Source organism: Streptomyces sp. NPDC031474 (assembly GCF_055581185.1).
Window position 1 is genome coordinate 405,044 of sequence record NZ_JBVIJX010000004.1, and the last position, 22,357, is coordinate 427,400.

The 22,357-nt window shown below is 70.3% G+C and carries 17 protein-coding genes, 2 tRNA genes and 1 pseudogene; 6 read left to right on the forward strand and 14 right to left on the reverse strand.

The genetic code is table 11. From position 1 onward, the window contains the following. Positions 1-13 precede the first annotated feature (13 nt). The 5 genes from ACZ5SK_RS10070 to ACZ5SK_RS10090 form a co-directional block, all read right to left on the reverse strand. The gene (locus tag ACZ5SK_RS10070) at positions 14-2,368 is read right to left on the reverse strand and encodes a hypothetical protein (protein ID WP_468417798.1); all 2,355 of its coding nucleotides are present in this window, start codon (positions 2,366-2,368) and stop codon (positions 14-16) included. Between the two features lie 2 nt (positions 2,369-2,370). After that, a tRNA-Pro gene (locus tag ACZ5SK_RS10075) sits at positions 2,371-2,442 on the reverse strand. A gap of 2 nt (positions 2,443-2,444) precedes the next feature. Beyond that, positions 2,445-2,520: transfer RNA gene (locus ACZ5SK_RS10080), tRNA-Trp, on the reverse strand. A 455-nt stretch (positions 2,521-2,975) separates the two neighbouring features. Further along, positions 2,976-4,223 carry an MFS transporter gene (locus ACZ5SK_RS10085; RefSeq protein WP_443041341.1) on the reverse strand — a complete coding sequence of 416 codons (1,248 nt, stop codon included), beginning with the start codon at positions 4,221-4,223 and terminating at the stop codon, positions 2,976-2,978. A gap of 62 nt (positions 4,224-4,285) precedes the next feature. After that, positions 4,286-4,993, reverse strand: a complete 708-nt coding sequence (locus ACZ5SK_RS10090; RefSeq protein ID WP_334578725.1) for a GntR family transcriptional regulator — start codon at positions 4,991-4,993, stop codon at positions 4,286-4,288. 257 nt (positions 4,994-5,250) lie between these two features. Here ACZ5SK_RS10090 and ACZ5SK_RS10095 point away from each other — a divergent pair, with 257 nt between their 5' ends. Further along, positions 5,251-6,153 carry a D-alanyl-D-alanine carboxypeptidase family protein gene (locus tag ACZ5SK_RS10095; RefSeq protein WP_334578726.1) on the forward strand — a complete coding sequence of 301 codons (903 nt, stop codon included), beginning with the start codon at positions 5,251-5,253 and terminating at the stop codon, positions 6,151-6,153. 133 nt (positions 6,154-6,286) lie between these two features. Here the strand turns inward: ACZ5SK_RS10095 and ACZ5SK_RS10100 are convergent, their stop codons facing one another. Then, on the reverse strand, positions 6,287-7,111 hold the full coding sequence (locus ACZ5SK_RS10100; protein WP_334578727.1) for a maleylpyruvate isomerase family mycothiol-dependent enzyme: 825 nt from the start codon (positions 7,109-7,111) through the stop codon (positions 6,287-6,289). 181 nt (positions 7,112-7,292) lie between these two features. Here ACZ5SK_RS10100 and ACZ5SK_RS10105 point away from each other — a divergent pair, with 181 nt between their 5' ends. After that, the gene (locus tag ACZ5SK_RS10105; RefSeq protein ID WP_334578728.1) at positions 7,293-8,090 is read left to right on the forward strand and encodes a carbon-nitrogen family hydrolase; all 798 of its coding nucleotides are present in this window, start codon (positions 7,293-7,295) and stop codon (positions 8,088-8,090) included. Between the two features lie 19 nt (positions 8,091-8,109). Here ACZ5SK_RS10105 and ACZ5SK_RS10110 read toward each other — a convergent pair whose 3' ends face one another. The 6 genes and pseudogenes from ACZ5SK_RS10110 to ACZ5SK_RS10135 all read right to left on the reverse strand — a co-directional run bounded on the left by ACZ5SK_RS10110 (position 8,110) and on the right by ACZ5SK_RS10135 (position 13,933). Next, the gene (locus ACZ5SK_RS10110; protein ID WP_334578729.1) at positions 8,110-8,607 is read right to left on the reverse strand and encodes an LURP-one-related/scramblase family protein; all 498 of its coding nucleotides are present in this window, start codon (positions 8,605-8,607) and stop codon (positions 8,110-8,112) included. Between the two features lie 287 nt (positions 8,608-8,894). Beyond that, positions 8,895-9,059: a hypothetical protein gene (locus ACZ5SK_RS10115; protein WP_334578730.1), complete on the reverse strand. Its 165-nt coding sequence runs from the start codon at positions 9,057-9,059 to the stop codon at positions 8,895-8,897. Positions 9,060-9,134: 75 nt separating this feature from the next. Beyond that, positions 9,135-10,091: pseudogene (locus tag ACZ5SK_RS10120) on the reverse strand (glycosyltransferase family 2 protein). Between the two features lie 297 nt (positions 10,092-10,388). Then, positions 10,389-10,634 (reverse strand): DUF6458 family protein, encoded by a 246-nt coding sequence (locus tag ACZ5SK_RS10125; RefSeq protein ID WP_334578731.1) that lies wholly within the window; start codon positions 10,632-10,634, stop codon positions 10,389-10,391. Between the two features lie 91 nt (positions 10,635-10,725). Beyond that, the gene (locus tag ACZ5SK_RS10130) at positions 10,726-12,024 is read right to left on the reverse strand and encodes a M18 family aminopeptidase (RefSeq protein WP_334578732.1); all 1,299 of its coding nucleotides are present in this window, start codon (positions 12,022-12,024) and stop codon (positions 10,726-10,728) included. An 82-nt stretch (positions 12,025-12,106) separates the two neighbouring features. Beyond that, entirely contained in the window at positions 12,107-13,933 is a 1,827-nt protein-coding gene (locus tag ACZ5SK_RS10135) for an acyl-CoA dehydrogenase (RefSeq protein WP_334578733.1), read from the reverse strand. A 273-nt stretch (positions 13,934-14,206) separates the two neighbouring features. Here ACZ5SK_RS10135 and ACZ5SK_RS10140 point away from each other — a divergent pair, with 273 nt between their 5' ends. Beyond that, positions 14,207-14,689 carry an SseB family protein gene (locus ACZ5SK_RS10140; protein WP_319337746.1) on the forward strand — a complete coding sequence of 161 codons (483 nt, stop codon included), beginning with the start codon at positions 14,207-14,209 and terminating at the stop codon, positions 14,687-14,689. Between the two features lie 208 nt (positions 14,690-14,897). Next, on the forward strand, positions 14,898-15,878 hold the full coding sequence (locus ACZ5SK_RS10145; RefSeq protein WP_334578734.1) for a pirin family protein: 981 nt from the start codon (positions 14,898-14,900) through the stop codon (positions 15,876-15,878). A gap of 92 nt (positions 15,879-15,970) precedes the next feature. Here the strand turns inward: ACZ5SK_RS10145 and ACZ5SK_RS10150 are convergent, their stop codons facing one another. Beyond that, positions 15,971-16,867 (reverse strand): BRO-N domain-containing protein, encoded by an 897-nt coding sequence (locus ACZ5SK_RS10150; RefSeq protein ID WP_361706245.1) that lies wholly within the window; start codon positions 16,865-16,867, stop codon positions 15,971-15,973. Positions 16,868-17,039: 172 nt separating this feature from the next. Between ACZ5SK_RS10150 and ACZ5SK_RS10155 the strand changes: the two genes are divergently transcribed. Beyond that, positions 17,040-18,122 (forward strand): AI-2E family transporter, encoded by a 1,083-nt coding sequence (locus tag ACZ5SK_RS10155; protein WP_334578736.1) that lies wholly within the window; start codon positions 17,040-17,042, stop codon positions 18,120-18,122. Here ACZ5SK_RS10155 and ACZ5SK_RS10160 read toward each other — a convergent pair. Then, on the reverse strand, positions 18,080-20,287 hold the full coding sequence (locus tag ACZ5SK_RS10160; RefSeq protein ID WP_334578737.1) for an ATP-binding SpoIIE family protein phosphatase: 2,208 nt from the start codon (positions 20,285-20,287) through the stop codon (positions 18,080-18,082). The two genes, ACZ5SK_RS10155 and ACZ5SK_RS10160, sit on opposite strands and share 43 nt — an antisense overlap. Positions 20,288-20,465: 178 nt before the next feature. Between ACZ5SK_RS10160 and aspS the strand changes: the two genes are divergently transcribed. After that, positions 20,466-22,229 carry an aspartate--tRNA ligase gene (gene aspS / locus ACZ5SK_RS10165; RefSeq protein WP_079661094.1) on the forward strand — a complete coding sequence of 588 codons (1,764 nt, stop codon included), beginning with the start codon at positions 20,466-20,468 and terminating at the stop codon, positions 22,227-22,229. The last annotated feature ends 128 nt before the right edge of the window (positions 22,230-22,357 follow it).

Below are 22,357 nucleotides of genomic sequence, written 5' to 3' on the forward strand. Positions count from 1 at the left end.
CAGTGGGGAGACGTCAGGCGGTCGAGGCCGGCTCCGCGCGGAGCCAGTGGTCGTCCGTCGTCCAGCCGAGGAGCAGGCGGCCCGTGCCCTCGTCCGGTCGGCCGCCCTCGGCGACCTGGTGCAGTCCGGTCAGGGCAGGGGCCAGCCGGGCCGCCACATGGGCGGGATGGCGGGTGAGTTCCCCGGGCAGCCAGGCGAGGGTGCGGGTCCGCTCCTCGGGCGTGCACAGGGACAGGTGGAACAGCAGCTGCCGCCAGGCGTAGGCCACGTCCTTGATCGTGGGCAGCGGGCGCGGGTTGGCCTGCACACGGGTGGTCAGCCGGCACACGGTGACGAAGCAGCGCCGGGCCAGCTCCTCCCAGCCCACGGCCGGGGCGATGCCCACCCGATGGACCAGCGTGGCCAGGTTGTGCGTGGTGAGGATCTGCGCCTGCTCGATCACCATGCCGTTCGCGGCCGGCGACCAGTGTCCGTGCCGCCGGTCGAACGAGGACGAGGCGTCCTGGGCCCGCTCGACGCACAGCTTCGCGAACCCGGGCGAGGTCCTCGCTCCGTACGACCGGGTCAGCGCCTCTCCGGTCTCGACGATCGCCAGGTTGCGGACGGCCCGGTAGTCGATGCCGTAGTAGCGCTCGTAGAGCGAGCCGCCGCCCAGCAGTTCCGCCGCGATCCGGGCCGCGGTGAGGAACTTCGGGGTGAACGTGCCCATGAAGATGTCGGCGGCCAGCTCCTCGACCAGAGGCGCGCCCAGCTCGGCCTGGCGGGCCAGTACGGACAGCTCGCGGATCAGCGGGTTGGGCAGGAGCGTGCCGGGAAAGGCCTGCACGGCCAGCTCGCCGAGCTGCCGCAGCGCGCGGGCCGACACCTCGCCCGCCTCGGGGTCCGAGCGCTGCCCGGCCACGGCCCGCACCCACGGCAGTTCCTCCGCCCGTACCTGCCGCTGGAGGCTGAGCAGCAGCAGCGAACGGCGGCCCGCGAACGCCCGGTGGTGGGCGGCCGCCAGCGTCCGCAGGGCCGGGTCGGGGTGGGCCTGCGCGGCGGTGACGGCGACGAGCTGCGGGACGAGCTCCGCCAGCACCTCCGCCGAGGGCACGATCCCGCGCTCCACCAGCGTGCCGAGGGGCGCGCTCAACGCGGCCTCGACGGGCCGGCGGACACCGGCCGGGACGACGGCTCCCACGGGCAGCCCGGTCTCCCGCGCCTCCTCGCCGCTCACCGGGGCGACCAGCGGCGCGACCTCGGCCACGCCCGCCCGCTGGTCCAGCCCGGACAGCCGGCGCAGCACCAGCTGGGCCAGCGCGTGGTGCGAGGGCAGCGCGACCTGGGCGGCCTGCTCCCGGCGCAGCGCCCGGAGCTCCGCCGAGCCGGGCAGTCCGCGCCGCCGCACCATGGAGGTGACGGCGTGCCGCAGCAGTCCGAGCCGGCGGGCGTCCAACTCCCGCCCGGCGACGGTCTCCTCCAGGGCCCCGCGCAGGATCGCCAGGTTCCCCTTGGGCTTCAGGTGCTTGGTGCAGCGGGTGTGGCGGCGGGCCAGGTCGCGGTAGCGGCGCAGCAGTTCGGCGCCGCGCTCGTGCCAGGTGTCGTCGGGGACGCGCGTTCCCACCCGGTCGGGCTGCCGGGCGTCCGGCTGACCGGCGTCGGCGGTCTCCAGCCAGTGCGCGAGGAGTTCGTCGCCGAACGGCTGCCAGACGGCCAGGGCCTCCCGCTGCGTCTCCACCGCCGCGTTGGTCCGCCGTCGCGCCAGGGTCTGACCGGCCTCGGCGACGGTCCGTCGGTGGACCGTCGCGATGTCGGGCGCCGGGCGGTCGGCCGGGCGCGGTGCGAACCGCAGTCGATCCGCGAACGGCGCGAGTTCGTCGACGAGCGTGAGCGCCGCGTCCGTCTCCCCGGCCCGGGCCAGCCAGGCCACGGTGAGCAGGGCGGCCTCCTCGGGGACGGTCACCTCGTACCGTCCGCTGTCGAGAAGTCCGCAGAGCTGCGCCAGCCCGTCCTCGGACAGCCAGTACGCGAACAGCGCCCGCCGGTCCTGCGGGACTCCGGCCCGGCGCGCGGCCTCGATCTCGTACTCCGTCAGTGGGCCGCCGGCGCTCGGCTCGCCGGTCGCGAAGCCGCCACGGAGCACCGCGGGGGTGACCCACGCGGGCAGTCCCTTGACGGGGGTGCGGGAGCCGATGCCGAGCAGCCCGTTCGCCATGCCGGTCAGCACGGACCGCCACGCACGCCCGCGTTCCTCGGCCCGGTTGCGGGTGTCGGGGTCGTCGTGGGTGAGCGCGGTCCTGAGCGCCCTGGCGAGTTGGCCGGCGGCGTAGCCGGGGTTGGCCTGCGGGGTTGCCGGGGCCGGATGCTGCTGGTCAGCGTCGTCGTTCATAGCCGGCATGGCGGGTGCTGCCCCCGCGCCCTCCGGGTCCCGAGCCCGGTGCTCTGCTGCTGAGCTACACGCCGATTGGCCGACGTGGCGGGTTCCGCCCCCGCGCCCTCCGGGTGTGGAGCCCGGTGCTCTGGCTACTGAGCTACACGTCGATGAGACGTGACGGTAGAGGTCGAACGGGTGTGTGGGCAACCGGATTTCGCGAGGCGCCGTACCCGTGCCCGTGCCCGTGGCCGTACCCGTGCCCGTACCCGTGCCCGTGGCCGTGCCGGTACCCGTGCCCGTACCCGTGCCCGTGGCCGTGCCGGTACCCGTGCCCGTACCCGTGCCCGTGCCCGTGCCCGTGCCGGTACCCGTGCCCGTACCCGTGCCCGTGCCCGTACCGGTGCCCGTGGCCGTGCCCGTGCCCGTGGCCGTGCCCGTGCCCGTGGCCGTGCCCGTGCCCGTGGCCGTGGCCGTGCCCGTACCCGTGCCCGTGCCCGTACCCGTACCCGTGCCCGTGCCCGTACCCGTGCCCGTGGCCGTGCCGGTACCCGTGCCGGTACCCGTGCCCGTCCCCGTGCCGGTGCCCGTCCCCGTGCGGTCATGGCGGCGGCCGCGAGCGCTCCTACACCGGCACGTGCACCGTCTCCACGCGGCTGGCCACCAGGCGTTCGCGTTCCCGGCGGGCGGCTCGCTTGCGCAGGCGCAGGATCTGGCTGATGCCGAGGGCCTGGAGGACGAAGACGCAGGAGAAGGCGACCGTGTAGTTGTCGCCGGTCGCGTCCAGGAGCACGCCGATCGCGAAGAGCGTTGTCATCGACGCCACGAAACCACCCATGTTCGTGATGCCGGAGGCCGTGCCCTGACGCTCGGGCGGGTTGGCCGGGCGGGCGAAGTCGAAGCCGAGCATGGAGGCGGGGCCGCATGCGCCGAGGACCGCGCAGAGCGTCACCAGGAGCCACATCGGCGCCCGTTCGCCCGGGTAGGCCAGTGTCGTCGCCCACGTCAGGGCCGTCGCGCCCACCGTGCCCAGGGCCAGCGGCAGCCGCGCCTCGTGGTGGCGGGCGACGATCTGGCCGTAGACCAGGCCCACGAGCATGTTGGACAGCACCACCAGGGTGAGGAGTTCACCGGCCGTCGCCCGGGACAGGCCCTGTGCCTGCACCAGGAACGGCAGGCCCCACAGGAGCAGGAACACCATCGCCGGGAACTGGGTGGTGAAGTGCACCCACAGCCCCAGCCGGGTCCCCGGCTCGCGCCAGGACGCGACGATCTGACGGCGGACGTACGCCGCGCCCCGGTGCGGGAACGGCTCGGGCTCGTGGCCCTCGGGGTGGTCCTTCAGGAAGAGCAGCAGGAGGACCAGGACGACGACTCCCGCCAGCGCGCTGCCCGCGAAGGCGGCCGTCCAGCCGATGCCGTGCAGGAGGCGGGCCAGGACGAGCGTCGAGACCAGGTTGCCCGCCATGCCGGCCAGACCGGCCATCTGGGCGACCATCGGTCCGCGGCGCGCCGGGAACCACCTGCTGCCCAGCCGCAGCACGCTGATGAACGTCATCGCGTCGCCGCAGCCGAGCAGCGCGCGGGAGGCGAGGGCGGTGCCGTAGGACGGGGAGAAGGCGAAGCCGAGCTGGCCGGCGGTGAACAGCACGACGCCGATGGTCAGCACCTTCTTGGTGCCGAGCCGGTCGACCAGCAGGCCCACCGGTATCTGCATGCCCGCGTAGACCAGGAGCTGGAGGATCGAGAACGTGGACAGCGCCGAGGCGTTCACGTGGAAGCGGTCGGCGGCGTCGAGGCCCGCCACCCCCAGCGACGTACGGAAGATGACCGCGACGAAGTAGACGGAGACGCCGATCCCCCAGACGGCCATCGCACGCCGTCCGCCCGGCGGGTCACCCGGAAGAGTGGAGTTCACGCGGCGGGCGCCGGCGCTCATCGGACCTCCCCGCGGGCCAGGTGGGAGAACCAGTCGACGTGCCGGTGCACGATCCTGACGGCGGCCTCCGCGTCGCCGGAGCGCAGCGCCTGGAGGATCTCCTCGTGCTCGGTGAGCGTCTTGGCGATCCGGTCGGGGTGGGAGTGCATGATGGCGACGCCCATCCGCAACTGCCGGTCGCGGAGTTGGTCGTAGAGTCGGGACAGGATCGCGTTGCCGCCGCTGCGGACTATCTCCGCGTGGAAACAGCGGTCCGTCACCGCGGCCCCGGCCAGGTCGCCCGCCGCGGCCTGCTCCTGCTGCTTCGCCAGCAGCTCTTCCAGGCGCTCGATGAGAGCGGCCGGCGCGGGGACGGCCTTGCGCGCCGCGTGCTCCTCGACCAACAGGCGGGTTTCCACGACGTCCGCGATCTCCTGTGCGGAGACCGGCAGGACCAGGGCGCCCTTCTTCGGGTAGAGCTTGATCAGCCCCTCCACCTCCAGGCGCAGCAGCGCCTCCCGCACCGGTGTGCGCGAGACCCCCACGGCCTCGGCGAGCTCGCCCTCGGTGAGCAGGGTGCCGCCCTCGTAGCGGCGGTCCAGGACACCCTGCTTGACGTGGGCGTACACACGGTCGGCGGCGGGCGGCTGCTTGACGGGAGCGGGGGTCGGGGCGGGCGTGGGAGTGGGCGTCGTAGCGGGGGCGGGCGGCGCGGACGATGGCATGTCCACAGGATAGATACAACACGTACGCATCGGGGGGCCGGTCCATATTGCGGGACCGGAAAGGGGGGTTGTGGCGAGACGGATCACGCGATCCGCGTCAGGCGCAGGTAAGAGCCTCGCCAAGTAATCGGAAATTCGGTCCAGCAGCCGCACAACTTTCTGTGCTACTTACGTGTCACACACATGCGGCCCCTTTCTGCTTTCCCCTTCAACTTGGCCGCATCGCAGGGGCATTCGACGTAATCGGGGTATTTCAGTTGATAACCGCTATCAAGGGCATCCGAGTCCGCAGGGCCGCAGCCGTTGGTGTCACCGCCGCGGCAGTGCTCGCGACCGGAGCCCTCACCGCGGCACCTGCGCAAGCCGTCGCGACGCCCACGATCGCCGCCAAGACCGGCTTCGTGATGAACAACGCGAACGGTGCAGCGCTCTACAACAAGGGCATGGACACCAAGCTGTCCACCGGCTCCACGACGAAGATCATGACGGCGAACGTCGTGCTGTCGCAGACGAACCTCAACCTGAACGCCACCGTCGTGATCCAGAAGGCGTACAGCGATTACATCGTGGCGAACAACGCGTCGTCCGCCCGGCTGATCGTCGGCGACAAGGTGACCGTCCGTCAGCTGCTCTACGGGCTGATGCTGCCGTCCGGCTGCGACGCCGCGTACGCGCTGGCCGACAAGTTCGGCACGGGCACGACGCGCGCCGCCCGCGTCAAGAACTTCATCGCCAAGATGAACAGCAAGGCGAAGACGCTCGGCATGACGAACACGCACTTCGACTCGTTCGACGGCATCGGCAACGGGTCGAACTACTCGACGGCCAAGGACCTGACGAAGCTCGCCAGCAACTCGCTGAAGAGCGCGAACTTCCGCGCGGTCGTCAAGACGAAGTCCTACACCGCCAAGACCATCACCAAGACCGGCTCCACCCGCACCATGGCGGCCTGGACCAACACCAACACGCTGCTGAGCAGCTACAGCGGCACCATCGGCGTGAAGACGGGCTCCGGCCCGGAGGCGAAGTACTGCCTCGTCTTCGCCGCCACCCGTAACGGCAAGACCGTCGTGGGCACGGTGCTGGCCTCCACCAACGCGACGGTGCGCGCCGCCGACGCGACGAAGCTGCTGAACTACGGCTTCGCCAGGCTCGGCTGAGGTCCGGGCCGACGCCCACTGCGCTCCGCTCCGTACGGGCCCGTCGTGATCCACACGGCGGGCCCGTCCCGTTGCCGGACCCGCCGGACCCGCCGGCCTCCACGGCCCGCCGACGCCGAGCGCTGCTGCAGCGCTACCTGGTCACCGCGAAGTTCCGCAGGATCGCCGCCGTCAGCTCCGGCTCGCCCTCCGCCTTCACCCGGTCCGAGACCGCCTCCGGCGTCACCCGACCGCAGGCCAGCCGCACATACGTCTCCCAGTCGAGGGTGAAGGCGGCGGCCGGGCCGAGTGCGGGCGCCGTCTCCAGGGTGCCGCGGCCCTGGATGTCGACGCGGATCGTGCGCAGGAACTCGATCGGGCCGTGCACGTCGAAGACGACCGCCGAGCTGCGCGGTGCGTCGGCCTTCTCGGCGACGACCGCAGGGAGGGCGGCGAGCAGCTCGTCACGGGCGATGTGCGCGCCGGGGGAGTCGAGGTTGCCGGGGCGGCCGAGGGCGGCGCGCAGGTCCTGCTCGTGCACCCACACGTTGAACGCGTGGCTGCGCATCGACTCCTCCAGGGTGAGCTCGGTGCTGAGCGGGCCGCGCACCACCGTGTCGGGCTGCCGTGACTCGTTGCGCAGCTGCCGGTTGCGCCGGATCACCGTGTACTCCAGCTCGGACGTCATCTCCGGCGCCGTGTGGTGGCGGCGGACGTCGACCTGCATCTCCATGTAGCGCTGGAAGTCGTTGGTGACGTGGAACAGGTCGCGCGGGAGGGTGTGGATGGGGCGCGGGTCGCCGTACATCTCGCAGTCCAGGCCGATGACGTGCGAGACGACGTCGCGCACCGACCAGCCCGGGCAGGGCGTCCTGCGGTTCCAGTCCGCCTCCACCAGCGGCTGCACCAGCTCGGATATCGCTTCGATGGAGTGGGTCCAGGCGTCGGCGTAGGGCTGGAGGGTGGGATGCAGACTCACGGAACGGGACCCCTCGGCGGTCGGTACTCGGGTGGGCTGTGGCGGCGTTGCCAGCGGGAGGTGGCTGCTGTCGGCGGTGTTTCGGAACGCTAAGTTACGCTGCTGTGAGGCACCCCGGCAGTGCTTTCGTGTGACGATCGTAGGCCCGTGTGGACGACTCGAATGCCAGGACGGTGGTAGTGTGCGCGCCTCTCTGATCCAGATCGCCGTAGAAGAGGGCGAATCGGTCGAATCGCGGCGGCTGCGGGTCGCCGCTCTCGTACGGGAACAGGCCGGTGCGGCCGACCTGGTGGTGCTGCCGGAACTGTGGACGACCGGGGCGTTCGCCTATGAGGACTTCGGCGGCGAGGCCGAGCCCCTGGACGGGCCGACGTACGAGGCGATGGCCAAGGCCGCGAGCGACGCGGGCGTGTGGCTGCACGCGGGCTCGATTCCCGAGCGGGACCCTGAGGGCCCCCTCTACAACACGTCTCTCGTCTTCTCCCCCTCCGGTGAGCTCGCCGCCGCCTACCGCAAGATCCACCGCTTCGGCTTCGACAAGGGCGAGGCCGTGCTGATGGGCGCGGGCGAGGAGCTGACGACGGTCCGCCTCCCCGAGACGACCGTCGGCATCGCCACCTGCTACGACCTCCGTTTCCCCGAACTGTTCCGCGGTCTCGTGGACGTCGGCGCCGAGACCTTCGTCGTCTGCGCGGGCTGGCCCGAGCGCCGCAGGGCGCACTGGACGCTGCTGGCTCAGGCGCGGGCGGTCGAGAACCAGGCGTTCGTGCTCGCCTGTGGAACGGCCGGGACGCACGCCGGAGTTCCCCAGGCAGGTCACTCGATCGTGGTCGATCCCTGGGGCGAGGTGCTGGCGGAGGCGGGCGCGGGCGAGGAGATCCTGACGGTCGACTTCGACCCGTCCCGCGTCGCCACGACCCGGGAACAGTTCCCGGCCCTGAAGGACCGGGTGCTGGGCCTGCGCCCCCCGGCCCGTTGACCCGTCGGCAGCTCCCCTGTCAGTCGTCCTCCCGCTCCTTGTCGGCGAGGTGGATCACGCACACCGCCACCGCGATCAGCAGCGCCGGGTCCGCGTCCTCCCGTACGACGTCGACGCCGTAGGTCTCCCGCACGTGCAGCCAGCGCCGGGAGACGACGGCGAGCAGCTCACCGTCGTACTCGACCGCGAACTCCCGGTCCAGGATCTTCCCGCTGACGTCGAGTTCGGTGCGGCCGTCCGCCAGACCCACCCGGTAGTGGTTGCGCAGCAGGGACAGCCGTTTGCGCCGGACCGTCGCGAGCGGCTCACCGCCCCGCTCGATCACCATCGTGTCCCGCAGGGCGAACATCTTCTGGTGGATGTCGATCAGGACCTGACCGCGGGTGTCCTTCAGTTCGAACGTGTCCCGCAGCCGCATCGCCTTGCCGTCGACGAGGTACACCTTGTTGCCCCGGTCGTCCTCGATCCAGTAGTCGTCACCGATGCCGAGGAGCCGGTCGCGCACGAGGAATCTCATGCCGGTACAGCTTCCCCGGTGGCCGGTCCGAAACGCCGCCGCTAGGCCGACGGGGTGGGGCCGAGCGGCTTCTCTCACGGCCGTGAGCAGGGCGTTCGGGGCGCGGACGGGACTTTCGAAACAGGCCATGGCCCGCCTGCCCTCCACCGGCAGGACCGGGGCGTTCCGGTCCGCCTCACCGAGGGCGGGGCGGACCGGCCGCCGTTGGTCCTGTCCGATGGATCTCCGGTAGCCCGGTGGCCGGTAACCGGGGGCCAGGTGACCCGGGGACCCGGGGAGCCTCGGTCTCAGCGGCGGCGCGGGCGCGGCGCCAGCTTGTACAGGGCCATGCCCGCCGCCACCAGCGTGGTCGCGGTGACCAGCAGCGCCATGCTGTTCAGCCACAGGCCGGTGGCGGCCAGGGTGGCGCCGCCCGCGCCGGTGGTACCGGCGCCGATCACTCTTCCGTACATCGTGCTTCTCCTAGGAGGGGAGGGTTGGTGCGTGGTGTGGGGGGCGGTTCGGGGTGGGGCCGCTCGCGGGGCCCGCTAGGTGGCCACCCACTTCTCCTCGCTGCGGCGCAACAGCCCCCACAGCGAGGAGAAGTAGACGGCATGCTGGAAGAGGTCGTAGAGCATCTCCGGGACCATCAGCGCCGCGACCAGGACGGCCCTGGGTCCGGCGCGGCGCACGGAGACGGTCTTCTCGACCACGAAGATCAGGCCGATCGCGGTCCAGAACGGCGAGAACCCGGGCCAGCCGTACAGCGTCGAGTACGTCGTCATATAGGCGAGGTAGACGAGGAACGACAGCGCGCCGAAGCCCATCAGGAACTGCTGGAGGAAGTAGCGGGTGGTGACCCGGGTCCAGCCGTAGTCGCGCAGGTTCTCCAGGGCGCCGCGCTGCCAGCGCAGACGTTGGTGCCACAGCTTGCCCAGGGTGGGCATGACCTCGGTGGTGACCTCGCAGCCGGCCGGGGACATGGCGCGCTAGCCGAGGGTCTTGACCGCCTTGGTCATCTCGTCGTCCTCGGTGAGCGAGGCGAGGCTGTAGTAGGCGGTGCCGCCGCCGATGACACCGGCGCGGCGGGCGGCGCGCACCTCGCGCAGCACGCGGGCACGGAACATGGTGCCGGTGCCGGTGAGGACCTGTGCCTTGCCGCCGGTGCGTTCCAGCTCCCAGGCGTAACGGTGGAACTCCATGCGCTGGAGCAGACCGAGGAAGCCACCGCCCTGCTCGCCGTAGAAGACGCCGCCGACGGCGCCGACCTTGCGGTTGAAGGTGGCGAGGGCGGTCTCGGCGAACCACGGGTTGAGGACGGTGTCGGCGTCCTGGACGAGGAGCAGGTCCCGGTCGTCCAGGTGGGGCAGTATCCAGGCGATGGCCTGGTTGAGGGCGCCGGCCTTCTTGTGCGTGTTTTCGTGGGTGTGGAAGACCTGCGCGCCGCGGGCCGTCGCGACGGCGGCGGCTATGCGGTCCGCTTCGTTGTGGGCCGGTGTCAGCACCGCGAGGCGCGGTCGGCCGGCTGGTTCCTCGGGGGCGGCATGGGCGCGGCGCGCGGCATGCCGACGCGCGCCGTGCCGCTGTGGGTCGTGGAGTGCCGCGAGTTCGAGCACGGTGGAGGCCCCCCGAAGTGCTGGTGGTGAGGGCCGGGTGACTCCACCCCTCGGGCCTCAAGAGTCCCGATCTTTCACGATATTCACACAAGACCGCAAGGCATGCAGTGTTACGGAATGTTCAAGATGTCCGATCTGCCGGTCCGTCAGTTCGGCAGGTCCGTGAGTGTCAGGCCGTCAGGTTTGTCAGACGCCGTAGCCGTCGCTGTATCCGTCGTGGTGGCGCCGCTCCGTCTCGACCACCGTGGTCGGGGGAGGCACCATCACCCGGCGGCGCCGGGCGATGCTGCTGAAGGTCGTCACGCCGATCAGGCCCACGATCATCAGGATGACGCCGACCAGGTCGAGGTTGACTCCCTGCATGTCCCAGTCGGTCGCGAACGTGAGGATGGCTCCCACGGCGATGAGGATGATGCACCCGCCGAGGCCCATGATGTCGCCTCCCTGTCAGGAGTACCGGTCGGTCCGGCTCCGGCGGCCGGGTACCCCCCTCGGCGCGAAGTACCCCCGAACCGTTCCTCAACTACCCTTCCAGGAACGCTGCCAGCGCGTTGGCCAGCAGGTACGGGTCGGCGTCGCCGCACAGTTCCCGGGCGCTGTGCATCGACAGGATGGCCACGCCGATGTCGACCGTGCGGATGCCGTGCCGCGCTGCGGTGATCGGGCCGATGGTCGTGCCGCAGGGCATGGAGTTGTTGGACACGAACGACTGGAACGGGACGTCCGCCTTCTCGCAGGCGGCGGCGAAGATCGCCCGGCCCGTGCCGTCCGTGGCGTAGCGGTTGTTGACGTTGACCTTGAGGATCGGCCCGCCGTTGACCCGCGGGTGGTGCGTCGGGTCGTGCCGCTCCCCGTAGTTGGGGTGGACGGCATGCCCGGTGTCGGAGGACAGACAGACGGTGCCCGCGAAGGCTCTCGCCCGGTCCTCGTACGACCCTCCGCGCGCGAAGACCGAACGTTCCAGCACGCTGCCCAGCAGCGGTCCGTCCGCGCCGGTGTCGGACTGCGAGCCGTTCTCCTCGTGGTCGAAGGCGGCCAGGACCGGGATGTACGGCAGCTTCTCCCCGCCGGTCGCCACGGCCGTCAGGGCCGCCGTCCCGGCGTGCACGGACAGCAGGTTGTCCATGCGCGGTCCGGCCAGCAGCTCCTGGTCGCGGCCCAGGTAGGCGGGCGGCTCCACGGAGTGCGTCATCAGGTCCCAGCCGGTGACCTGGCCGGCGGCCAGCCCGGCCTCCTCCTCCAGGAAGGCGATGAGGTCGCCGTCGCGCATGTCGTTGCCCAGGCCCCAGACGGGCTGGAGATGGCGCTGCTTGTCGAGCTTGAGGCCATCGGCGGTGACCGAACGGTCGAGGTGGATGGCGAGTTGGGGGACGCGCAGCAGCGGGCGGCCGACGTCGACCAGGCGCGTCGAACCGTCCCGCAGGGTCAGCCGGCCGGCCAGGCCCAGGTCGCGGTCGAGCCAGGAGTTGAGCAGCGGACCGCCGTAGATCTCCACGGCCACCTGGCGCCAGCCGTGCGCGCCGGTGTCGGGCCGCGGCTTGACGCGCAGGTTCGGGGAGTCGGTGTGCGCGCCGACGATCCGGAACGGCGTGTGCGGCGTGGCGCCCTCGGGGACGTACCAGGCCACGATCGCGCCCCCGCGCAGCACGTACTTGCCGCCGCTGGTCCCTTCCCAGGCGTCCGTCTCCGAGACCTGCCGGAATCCGGCCTTCTCCAGCCGCTCCGCCGCGTTCGCCACGGCGTGGTACGGCGATGGGCTCGCCGTCAGGAACGTCATGAGGTCGTCGGTGTGGCCGCGGTCGAAGCGGGAGGGTTCGCTCATGGGGTTCACCTTAACGACGTACGAAAGCCCGCTCCCGGCGATGGGAGCGGGCCCTCGTGAGGACAATGTGGAGTGCCGGGTCCTAGAAGGCGGCCTCGTCCAGTTCCATCAGGTCCAGCTCGACGTCCGCGGCGATCTTGCGGGCCAGCGTGACGCCCGGCAGGACGTTCGCCGCGAAGAACTTCGCCGCCGCGATCTTGCCGGTGTAGAACGCCCGGTCCTTGGCCGTGGCCGTCTCCAGCTTCTCGGCGGCGACCGCGGCGCCCTTCAGCAGCAGGTAGCCGACGACCACGTCACCTGAGGCCAGCAGCAGGCGGCTGGTGTTCAGGCCCACCTTGTAGATGTTCTTGACGTCCTGCTCGGTGGCCGCGAGGTCGGTCAGCATCAGGCCGACGATGGCCTCCAGCTCGACGGCCGCCTTCGCCAGGTGCTCGCGGGCGCCCGCCAGCTCCTCGCCGCCGGTGCCGAGTGCGAGGAACTTCTTGATGTCCTCGGCGAGGGAGTTCAGCGCCGCGCCCTGGTTGCGGACGATCTTCCGGAAGAAGAAGTCCTGGCCCTGGATCGCGGTGGTGCCCTCGTACAGGGTGTCGATCTTGGCGTCGCGGATGTACTGCTCGATCGGGTACTCCTGCAGGAAGCCGGAGCCGCCGAAGGTCTGCAGCGACTGGGCGAGCTGCTCGTAGCCCTTCTCGGAGCCGTAGCCCTTGACGATCGGCAGGAGCAGGTCGTTCAGGGCCTCCAGCGCCTTGGTGTCCTCGCCCGCCGCCTCCTTGACCTGGATCTCGTCCTGGACGGAGGCCGTGTAGAGGACCAGCGCGCGCATGCCCTCCGCGTACGCCTTCTGCGTCATCAGCGAGCGGCGCACGTCCGGGTGGTGGGTGATGGTGACCTTGGGCGCGGACTTGTCCATGAAGTTCGCCAGGTCGGGACCCTGGACGCGCTCCTTGGCGTACTCCAGCGCGTTCAGGTAGCCCGTCGACAGCGTGGAGATCGCCTTCGTGCCGACCATCATGCGGGCGAACTCGATGATGCGGAACATCTGGCGGATGCCGTCGTGCTTGTCGCCGATCAGCCAGCCCTTGGCGGGGTGCTGGTCGCCGAAGGTCATCTCGCAGGTGTTGGACGCCTTGAGGCCCATCTTGTGCTCGACGTTCGTCGCGTACACGCCGTTGCGCTCGCCCAGCTCGCCGGTCTCGAAGTCGAAGAGGTACTTCGGGACGAGGAAGAGGGACAGGCCCTTGGTGCCGGGGCCGTGGCCCTCCGGGCGGGCGAGGACGTAGTGGAGGATGTTCTCCTCCATGTCGTGCTCACCGGACGTGATGAACCGCTTCACGCCCTCGATGTGCCAGGAGCCGTCCTCCTGCTGGACGGCCTTGGTGCGGCCGGCGCCCACGTCCGAGCCGGCGTCCGGCTCGGTGAGGACCATGGTGGAGCCCCAGGTCTTCTCGACGGCGAGCTGGGCGATCTTCTTCTGTACGTCGTTGCCCTCGTCGTAGAGGATGCCGGCGAACGCCGGGCCGGAGGCGTACATCCACACGGCCGGGTTCGAGCCGAGCAGCAGCTCCGCGTACGCCCAGATCAGGGAGCGCGGGGAGGTGGTGCCGCCGATCTCCTCGGGCAGGCCGAGCCGCCAGTACTCGGAGTCCATGAAGGCCTTGTAGCTCTTCTTGAAGGATGCGGGAACCGGCGCGGTGTTGGTCTCCGGGTCGAAGACCGGCGGGTTGCGGTCGGCGTCGGCGAAGGACTCCGCCAGCTCGTTCTCCGCGAGGCGGGTCAGCTCCTCGAGGATGCTCTTCGCGGTCTCGGTGTCCATCTCCTCGAACGGGCCGGTGCCGTACAGCTTGTCGCGCCCGAGCACCTCGAAGAGGTTGAACTCGATGTCGCGGAGATTCGACTTGTAGTGCCCCATGGCGACGGCTCCGTAGAGAGATTCGGCGAGGGACTGGACCTCGCGCTAGTTCACATACCAACAAGTAGCAAGCACCTACGATGATGCTACCCGTCGGTAATAAGTCGCAACCCCTACTCGCCCAAGTGTGAGAAGGGTCTACCGGAGAAGGCGTGCGGTCCCCGGGCGCGTGCGGCAACCGGTACCGAAACACCGTAGTGGCATTTTCGTATCGACCGATAGATAAATCGCCCGCCCCTTCGCCGCGCAGCCCGTCTCGGTACGCTTGCGCCCATGTACGGATACGGCCAGCCCATGGACGGCGGTGCTGCGCAGCAGCAGTACGCCCCGCCGCAGCAGCAGATGCCCGGCGGCCACGGCGGGTACGGCCAGCAGCCGCCGCTCTATCCGGAGCCGTCCCCGCCCTCCCTCGCGGACGCGGTGCGGGCCTTCACCACCGGGCAGCTCGCCGCCGAGGACTTCCAGCAGGTCTTCGCGACCTCCAAGGTCTACTGCCCGCGCGGCGACAACCCCGGTTTCCTCGCGCTGCACAACACCCAGCAGCCGGTGATCCCGATGTTCACCTCCCTCAAGGAGCTGCGCCGGTACGCGGGCAAGGAGTCCAAGTACTTCGTGATCACCGGCGCCGAGGTGATCGACCTGCTGCCCACCGGCTACGGGTTCGTCCTCGACATGGAGGGCGAGCACCGGATGGTGTTCGACGCGAAGGCGGTCGAGCAGATGGTGGAGTTCGCGATGCGGCGGATGTACGGCTGAGCGGCCGAGGGAGTCGGCCGGGCGGCCGTGAATCTCGGCGCCCGGCCGAGGCGAACCACGGCGCTTGGCCCACGTGAACGACGGCGCTTGGCCCACGTGAACCACGGCGGAGCCCGGAGGGAATGTCCTCCGGGCTTTCGTCGTTCTGGGTGGCAGAAAGTTCAACGCTCAACTAAACTCGGACGCACGTCGCCCTAGGAGGTCGGACATGCCCGCAGTGACCATCGACAACCCGCTGACCCTGCCCCGCGTCACCGCAGCGGCGGACGCGGTGGCACGTCCCGTGCTCACCGTCACGACCGCGCCCAGCGGATTCGAGGGCGAGGGCTTCCCGGTGCGCCGCGCGTTCGCCGGGATCAACTACCGCCACCTCGACCCGTTCATCATGATGGACCAGATGGGCGAGGTGGAGTACGCGCCGGGCGAGCCGAAGGGCACGCCCTGGCATCCGCACCGCGGCTTCGAGACCGTCACCTACATCATCGACGGCATCTTCGACCACCAGGACAGCCAGGGCGGCGGCGGCACCATCACCAACGGCGACACCCAGTGGATGACGGCCGGCTCGGGCCTCCTCCACATCGAGGCGCCGCCGGAGTCGCTCGTCATGTCCGGCGGTCTCTTCCACGGTCTCCAGCTGTGGGTGAACCTGCCGGCGAAGGACAAGATGATGGCGCCGCGCTACCAGGACATTCGCGGCGGCAACGTCCAGCTGCTCACCACCCCCGACGGCGGCGCGCTCCTGCGGGTCATCGCCGGTGAGCTGGACGGGCACGCCGGTCCCGGTATCACGCACACGCCGATCACGATGATCCACGCGACGGTGGCGCCGGGCGCGGAGGTCACGCTGCCGTGGCGGGAGGACTTCAACGGCCTCGCGTACGTCCTGGCGGGCAAGGGCTCGGTCGGTGCCGAGCGCCGTCCGATCCATCTGGGTCAGACCGCGGTCTTCGGCGCCGGCGGTTCGCTGACCGTCCGCGCGGACGAGAAGCAGGACTCCCACACCCCGGACCTGGAGGTCGTGCTCCTGGGCGGGCAGCCCATCCGTGAGCCGATGGCCCACTACGGCCCGTTCGTGATGAACACCAGGGACGAGCTTCAGCAGGCGTTCGAGGACTTCCAGAAGGGCCGACTGGGCACGATCCCGGCGGTGCACGGAATGACGGAGGGCGGCCCGCAGACCGCCTGAGTTCCGGTAGCTTAAGAGCAGGCCCGAAGCCGCAACTTTGGATTGCGACTTCGGGCCTGTCTTGTGTCGGTGTCGGTGTCGGTGCTACCGGGTTACGGCAGCACGTAGAACGCCGCGCCGTCCGGAGCGCGGCCCACCTGCCGCACGCACCCGTGCTCGGCCAGCAGCTCCAGGGAGTCCTGCACGCGGTCGGGCGTCAGCCCGGTGCAGACGGCGATCTCTTCCACGCTGTAGTCGGCGCCGCCGTGCAGCAATGCCGGGGCCAGGTGGGCGGCCACCGTGTGGATGTCCTCGGTGACGACGAGGTTCCTGGTCTTCCAGTTGGTCAGGAGCTGCTCGGGCGTCAACTCCGGTGCTTGGACGGTGCGGGCGCGGTCGGAGGGGCGACGGAGGGTCTGGGCCATGTCCTTCAGTACCTCGACCATCACCTTCTGGCTGTCGTTGATCTGCCGCAGCAGCTCGTCCGTCCGGATGCTGCGCTGTTCGAGTGCGACCAGGGCGTCGGTGACCTGCTGGGGCATGACGTAGGCCATGCCGCCGGTGGGAGCGGGCTGCAACGGGGCCGGTTCGAGGGAGTAGGAGCCGTCGCGCTGGACGGTGGCGATGACTTCGGAGACCCACGTCTTGAAGGGTTGGGCCTCCGGCTTGGTGCAGCCGTTGACCAAGCGGATCAGTCCTTGGAGATTGACGAGATTCATGTCTCGTCGCCACTCCCGACCTGCGGGAATGTCGAGACGGTGCCTCTGGAGCACCCTCTCGGCACTGTCGAAGTTGATCGCGTCGGCCACGTTGCGCAGAGTGGAACCGACATGTGCGTAGCCCAGGTTCTTGCACACGTCGACGGCCGGGAACCAGTGTGTGCCGTCCGGCATGGTCAGCCTTCGCACCCGCGCGCCCGTGGCCGCGAACACGAAATCGTTGATGTCGATCGCGTCCTGCTGCTGTGCCGCCGACCGGTCCGGCGGCGGTGTGTTGTTCTGCTCGTACATCGAGCATCACCTCCGTCCCGGACATTAGGCATATACGGGAGCAACAGGTGTCCACAGCAAGGATGTTCACCTTTAGGGGTGAGTGCATTGAATCTTCGCCAAGGTGACGAACCGTCACCCGGGTGGGTGCTTCCCGCAGGACAGCTTTCTGACCCCGTGATCCGCTGGAGCCGTGCACCTGCTCCCCGTCCCCGTTCGTAGGCTGGCCGCCTGGTGTGCCGTTGTCCTGCTTGTTTCCGGCGTCGGGTACGTGGGGATCCGGCTCTGTTCGGAACTGCGGGCAGCCGTCACGCCCGTGTTGCTCGCGTTGCTCGGGACCGCACTGCTCGGGCCGCTGTATCGGCAGTTGGTCAAGGTGGGGGTGGCTCGGGCGGTGGCGGCCGGGCTCACCTGTGTCGCCGTGGTCGGTGTGGTGGGCGGGGCTGTCTATATCGTCGTCGCTGCCCTGGTCGACACCGGGGATCAGATCGTCGCCTCGTTGAAGGACGCGGGGCAGGATCTCGCCCGGCGGTTCGGTGCTGCCGGGACCTCGCTCGACGATCTCGCCTCCAACGCCAAGGAGCTGCTGACCAAGTTCGGCGGGACGGCCGCGTCCAATGTCATCAGCGGGGTGAGCGTCGTGGGGGAGAGCATCGCCCTTGCTGTGCTTGCCCTGTTCCTCGTCTTCTTCTTTCTGCGGGACTCGCATCGGTTCGTCGGCGTGCTGCGTTCCGTCGCCCCCGGCGGGAGTGCCGACGTCCTGGAGGCCATCGCCCGGCGGGCCTTCCGGGCCGTAGAGGGGTTCATGCGGGGGACCACCTTCATCGCCTTCATCGACGCCGTGTGCATCACTGTCGGGCTGCTCGTCCTCGATGTGCCGGGTGCCGTCGGGCTCGGTGCGCTTGTCTTCGTCGGCGCGTACATCCCCTATCTCGGCGCCTTCATCTCCGGTGCCGTCGCCGTGCTGGTCGCGCTTGCCGACCGAGGGTTCGTCATCGCGCTGTGGGCGCTCGGGGTGGTGCTCGCCGTGCAGGTGCTGGAGGGGCATGTGCTGCAGCCGGTGATCCAGAGCCGGACCGTGCAGATGCACCCGGCGGCGGTGATGGTCGCCATCACCGCCGGGGCCTCGGTGGCGGGCGTGCTGGGCATGCTCCTCGCCGTGCCGGTCACGGCTGCCGCCTTCGGGGTGGCGTACGAGCTGCGTGAGCGTTACGGGCCGCCCGATCAGCCCGATCAGCCCGGTCGGCCTGAATCCCCTGAGTCGTCGGGCTCGTAGATTTCGAACCAGATGCTCTTGCCCTCGCCCCTCGGCGCCACGCCCCACGTGTCCGCGAGCAGTTCGATGAGGACCAGGCCGCGGCCCGAGGAGGCCAGTTCGCCGGGACGGCGCTTGTGGGGGAGGTCGTCGCTGGTGTCGGCGACCTCGATGCGGAGCCGACGCTCGCCCGGCGCGCCGCTGACCTCGGCGACGAGCAGCGCGTCGGCGTCGGTGTGGACGAGGACGTTGGTCAGGGTCTCGGAGACGAGCAGGACCGCCGAGTCGACCTGGTCCGCGCAGGCCCAGTCGTGCAGCAGCTCGCGCAGCTGCTGCCGGGCCACGGCGATCCGCTCGGGCTCGGCCTGCGCGACCGTCAGCATCGAGCGGCGCACGGGCCGCCGGACCGGGACCGAAGCAGCCGAGAAACCCGGGCCGCTGCCGTCCTCGCCCTGGCGGCACAGGAGCAGGAGGGCGATGTCGTCCTCGCGGCGGTCCGCCAGGGGACCCGTGGTGTGGTGGGAGGAGGGTCCGTGCACCGCCTGGACCAGTGCGTCGGCCAGCTCCTCCGGATCCCCCTCATGCGCCTCCAGGGTCTTGCGGATGCGCCGCCAGCCCGTGTCGAGGTCGTGCCCGCCGGTCTCCAGCAGGCCGTCGGTGCACAGCATCAGCACCTCGCCGGGTTCCAGGGCGAGCCGGGTGGTGGGGTAGTCGGCGTCCGGATCGATGCCGAGCGGGAGTCCGCCGGCCGTGGCGCGGACCAGGACCGTGCCGTCGGCCATCCGGATCGCCGGGTCCAGATGGCCGGCCCGCGCCGCCTCCAGGACGCCGGTCTCCGGGTCCACCTCGATGTACAGGCAGGTCGCGAAGCGCAGACCGGCACCGTCGCCGTCCTCGCCGTCCTCGCCGTCCTTGCCGTTCTCGCCGTCCGCGGCGTGGTTGATGCCGTGGAAGAAGCCGGAGGCACGGGAGAGGACGGCATCGGGGCGGTGCCCCTCGGACGCGTACGCCCGCAGCGCGATGCGCAGCTGGCCCATGAGGCCCGCCGCGCGGACGTCGTGGCCCTGGACGTCCCCTATGACCAGCGCGAATCTGCCTCCTCCGGAGGGGGTGCCGCCGGGCAGCGGGATCATGTCGTACCAGTCGCCGCCGACCTGGAGGCCGCCGCCGGTCGGTATGTAGCGGGCGGCGAGGGTCATGCCGGGTATCTCGGGGCCGAGGGTCGGGAGCATGGAGCGTTGCAGGCCGTCGGTCAGCTCGCGCTGGGTCTCCGCCGCGCCCGCCCGGGTCAGCGCCTGGGCGAGCATCCGCGCGACCGTCGTGAGCACGGACCGCTCGTCGGGCGTGAACGCCACCGGGTAGGCGAAGCCGGCCATCCAGGCGCCCATCGTGCGGCCGGCCACCGTCAGCGGCAGGAACGCCCACGACTGGCGGCCGAAGTGGGAGGCCAGCGGCCAGGTGAGCGGGTAGCGCTCCTTGTACCGCTCGGGGGAGGACAGATACACGGCCCGGCCGGTGCGCACGACCTCGGCGGCCGGATAGTCCGTATGGATGGACATCTGGGCGAAGGGACCCTCGTCGCCGGGCTGCTGCCCGTGGTGGCCGATGATCGTCAGCCGGTCGCCCGTGACGCCGAAGACGGCCAGCCCGTCCGGTGAGAATCCCGGCATCGACAGGCCCGCCGCGACCCTGAGGACCTCCTCGGTGGACCGTGCCTCCGCCAGCGCCCGGCCCGCGTCCAGCAGGAACGCCTCCCGCGCCCGCCGCCAGTCACCGGTGACGGCGGTACGCCCGGCGGGGGTGCCCGGGCGGGGCTCGGTGACCTCCTGGAGGGTGCCGATCAGCTCGTACGCCTTCTTGGCCCGGTCGAAGGACGGCTTGGACCGGCTGCGGACGACCCGGACGACCCGCCCCCGTTCGTCCATGATCCGGATGCGCACCTCGGCGAGGGTGCCCTCGGCGACCGCGAGCGGGATCACTCCGGTGATCTCGTTCCAGTCCACGGGGTGCAGCCGGGCCCGGGTCTGGGCCTCGGTGAGGACCGTCTCCTCGGCGGGCAGCCCGAGCAGCCGGGCTGCCTCGGCATCGACCGTGACCAGTCCGGTGGCGGTGCTCCAGTGCCACAGGCCGGTCGCGAGGGAGGCCAGGACCTCCCCCACGGCGGGCAGAGGCTCGCCAGTGCGCATTGCCCCACTTTAAGAACAAGCGATCGACAAGTGCCACTGATCGCCGCACCTGTATTGAGGGGAGGTGATCAGTGACTGCCCGGTACCCTGGGGGTTGTTTCACGTGAAACGTGCCCTGTTAACGTGCTCTGTTTCACGTGAAACGTGCCCCCGATCCGCGAAGACTGGATGAACGACGATGCATCGGTACAGGTCCCACACCTGCGGCGAGCTCCGCGCCTCTGACGTCGGCACCGACGTCCGGCTGAGCGGCTGGCTGCACAATCGGCGCGACCTGGGCGGCATTCTCTTCATCGATCTGCGCGACCACTACGGCATCACGCAGCTCGTGGCCCGTCCGGGCACGCCCGCGTACGAGGCTCTCGACAAGCTGACCAAGGAGTCGACGGTCCGCGTCGACGGCAAGGTCGTCTCGCGCGGCACGGAGAACGTCAACGCGGACCTGCCGACCGGTGAGGTCGAGGTCGAGGTCGGCGAGGTCGAGCTGCTGGGCGCCGCCGCCCCGCTGCCGTTCACGATCAACACCGAGGACGGGGTCAACGAGGAGCGGCGTCTGGAGTACCGCTTCCTGGACCTGCGCCGTGAGCGCATGCACCGCAACATCATGCTGCGGACGGCGGTCATCTCGGCCATCCGGCACAAGATGACGGCGCTGGGCTTCAACGAGATGGCGACGCCGATCCTGTCCGCGACCTCCCCCGAGGGCGCGCGTGACTTCGTCGTGCCGTCCCGGCTGAACCCGGGCAAGTTCTACGCCCTCCCCCAGGCGCCGCAGCAGTTCAAGCAGCTGCTGATGATCTCGGGCTTCGACCGCTACTTCCAGATCGCCCCCTGTTTCCGTGACGAGGACGCGCGTGCGGACCGTTCGCCGGGCGAGTTCTACCAGCTCGACGTCGAGATGAGCTTCGTCGAGCAGGAGGACGTCTTCCAGCCGATCGAGAAGCTCATGACGGAGCTGTTCGAGGAGTTCGGCAACGGCCGTCACGTCACCTCGCCGTTCCCGCGGATCCCGTTCCGCGAGTCGATGCTGAAGTACGGCTCCGACAAGCCGGACCTGCGTGCCCAGCTGGAGCTCGTCGACATCACCGACATCTTCGAGGGCTCGGAGTTCAAGGCCTTCGCCGGCAAGCACGTGCGCGCGCTGCCCGTGCCGGACGTCTCCGCGCAGCCCCGGAAGTTCTTCGACCAGCTCGGTGACTTCGCGGTCTCGCAGGGCGCGAAGGGCCTGGCCTGGGTGCGCGTCGCCGAGGACGGCTCGCTGACCGGCCCGATCGCGAAGTTCCTGACCGAGGAGAACGTCGCCGAGCTGACCAAGCGCCTGTCGCTGGCCGCCGGCCACGCGGTGTTCTTCGGTGCGGGCGAGTTCGACGAGGTCTCGAAGATCATGGGCGCGGTGCGGGTCGAGGCCGCCAAGCGCGCCGGACACTTCGAAGAGGGCGTCTTCCGCTTCTGCTGGATCGTCGACTTCCCGATGTACGAGAAGGACGAGGAGACCGGCGCGATCGACTTCTCGCACAACCCGTTCTCGATGCCGCAGGGCGGGCTGGAGGCCCTGGAGACCCAGGACCCGCTGGACATCCTGGGCTGGCAGTACGACATCGTCTGCAACGGCGTCGAGCTGTCCTCCGGCGCGATCCGGAACCACGAGCCGGAGATCATGCTCAAGGCGTTCGAGATCGCGGGCTACGACCGGGAGACCGTCGAGGAGAAGTTCGCCGGCATGCTGCGCGCCTTCCGCTTCGGCGCCCCGCCGCACGGCGGCATCGCGCCGGGCGTCGACCGCATCGTCATGCTGCTCGCGGACGAGCCGAACATCCGCGAGACGATCTCCTTCCCGCTCAACGGCAACGCCCAGGACCTGATGATGGGCGCGCCGACGGAGCTGGAGGAGGCCCGGCTGAGGGAGCTGCACCTGTCGGTGCGCAAGCCGCAGCCGAAGTAGCGGGCAAGCAGTCGCCGCGTAGCTGAAGCTGAATGGGAGAGTGGCCCGGAACCGACGTCGGTTCCGGGCCACTTTCTTAGACCGGCTCCGGCCGGTACGGACGCATCGGCGGGTACGGCGGGTACGGC